Annotated in this window: 1 pseudogene; it reads right to left on the bottom strand. The window is 63.3% G+C overall.

The window, feature by feature from the left end:
* Window positions 1-19: 19 nt before the first annotated feature.
* Window positions 20-1,253: pseudogene (locus tag AWC25_RS09575) on the bottom strand (DDE-type integrase/transposase/recombinase).
* Window positions 1,254-1,295: the final 42 nt, after the last annotated feature.

Below are 1,295 nucleotides of genomic sequence, written 5' to 3'. Positions count from 1 at the left end.
GTCGGCTTGTTGCCTCACGTCAAGATGCGCGCGAAGGGTGGTTTGTTGCCTCACGTGCGCGTGCGCGCTTGGTGACTGGAGCGGGGCTGCCGGCTGGGGCTTTGCTGGTGGCCAGGGCGAAGAGCTGGGCGGTCAACGCCTGAATCTGGCGTTGGGTGGCGGCCGGATTGATCAGCGAGTGGGTCCGCTTGAGCGCAACGATGCGTTCCACAGCCATGCTCGGGTGATTGATCGCGCGGTTAAACGGGGGTCCTGGCCTGGTCGTGTTTCCGGGACACCTTGGCTCCGGTGCGGACCTTGGAGATCAGTTTCTGCTGGGGGTGGAAGTAGTTGGTCAGCTTTGACTGCAGATGCCAGATTTCGTTGAGTAGCAACAGTTCTGATGCGGTGTCGTAGCGGTAGTAGCCGACCACTGTGCGTACCACGGCCCAGTTTTTCTGCTCGACGTGGCAGCCGTCGTTCTTGTTGCCCGGCCGTGACCGGGTGAAAGTGATGCGGCGGTTTTGACACCATGTCAGCAGGTCATCGTTGATGAATTCCGAGCCGTTGTCAGAGTCCACGCCGACGATCGGGAACGGCATCGCGGCGGCGATGTGATCGAGGGTGGCCAGTACGTGTTTGGCCGCCCTGTCGGGCAGTGAGCGGCTCTCGGTCCAGCCGGTGGCGATGTCGGTGACCGTCAATGTGAAGGCATGGCCTCCACCGCGGTTGCCGCCGTCGTGGAAGACCGTGTCGATCTCGACGAAGCCGGGCACAGCGTCGTCCCATTCGACCCAGGTACGCACCGGGATCTGGCTTTTGAGCAGCGAGCCCGGCTTTGTCCCGACACGTCCCTTGAGCTGGTATTTGGCGCGCTCACCGGCCAGGCGGCGATCGATGGTGGCTGCCGACATCGATACCAACAGCTGCGCGGTGCCCTCGTCGATGGCCAGTTCTCCGAAATGGCGCAGCACGGCGACCAATTCAGCGAGCATCGGCGCGAGCCGTTTGCCGGCGGGCATGCCAAGCACTGTCCAGCAGATCGTGAGTGCCGCGATGACCTCGGGTCCGTACTTCACGGGCCGGGCGCTGCGTGGGGTGACGATCCTGGGCTGCAGCGCCGCTTTGAGCGCCTTGCGGGCATGGTTTCGGTGCCACCCGGTGTTGGCGCACAACTCATCGAGGATCCGACTCTTTCCGCGCTTACTCGCCAGCTGGTAGCGGGTGGCGACCGTCTCGGTGATTGCCCTGCGCTCTGCCAACGTCAACCCCATCCACTGGGCGTACGCGCGCATTTTCAGTGAGGCAACGAATAA

The organism is Mycobacterium sherrisii, from assembly GCF_002102355.1.
GTDB classification, from domain to species: domain Bacteria; phylum Actinomycetota; class Actinomycetes; order Mycobacteriales; family Mycobacteriaceae; genus Mycobacterium; species Mycobacterium sherrisii.
Note: the sequence above shows the minus strand (reverse complement) of the source record. Positions and strands in the feature narration are given on the sequence as shown.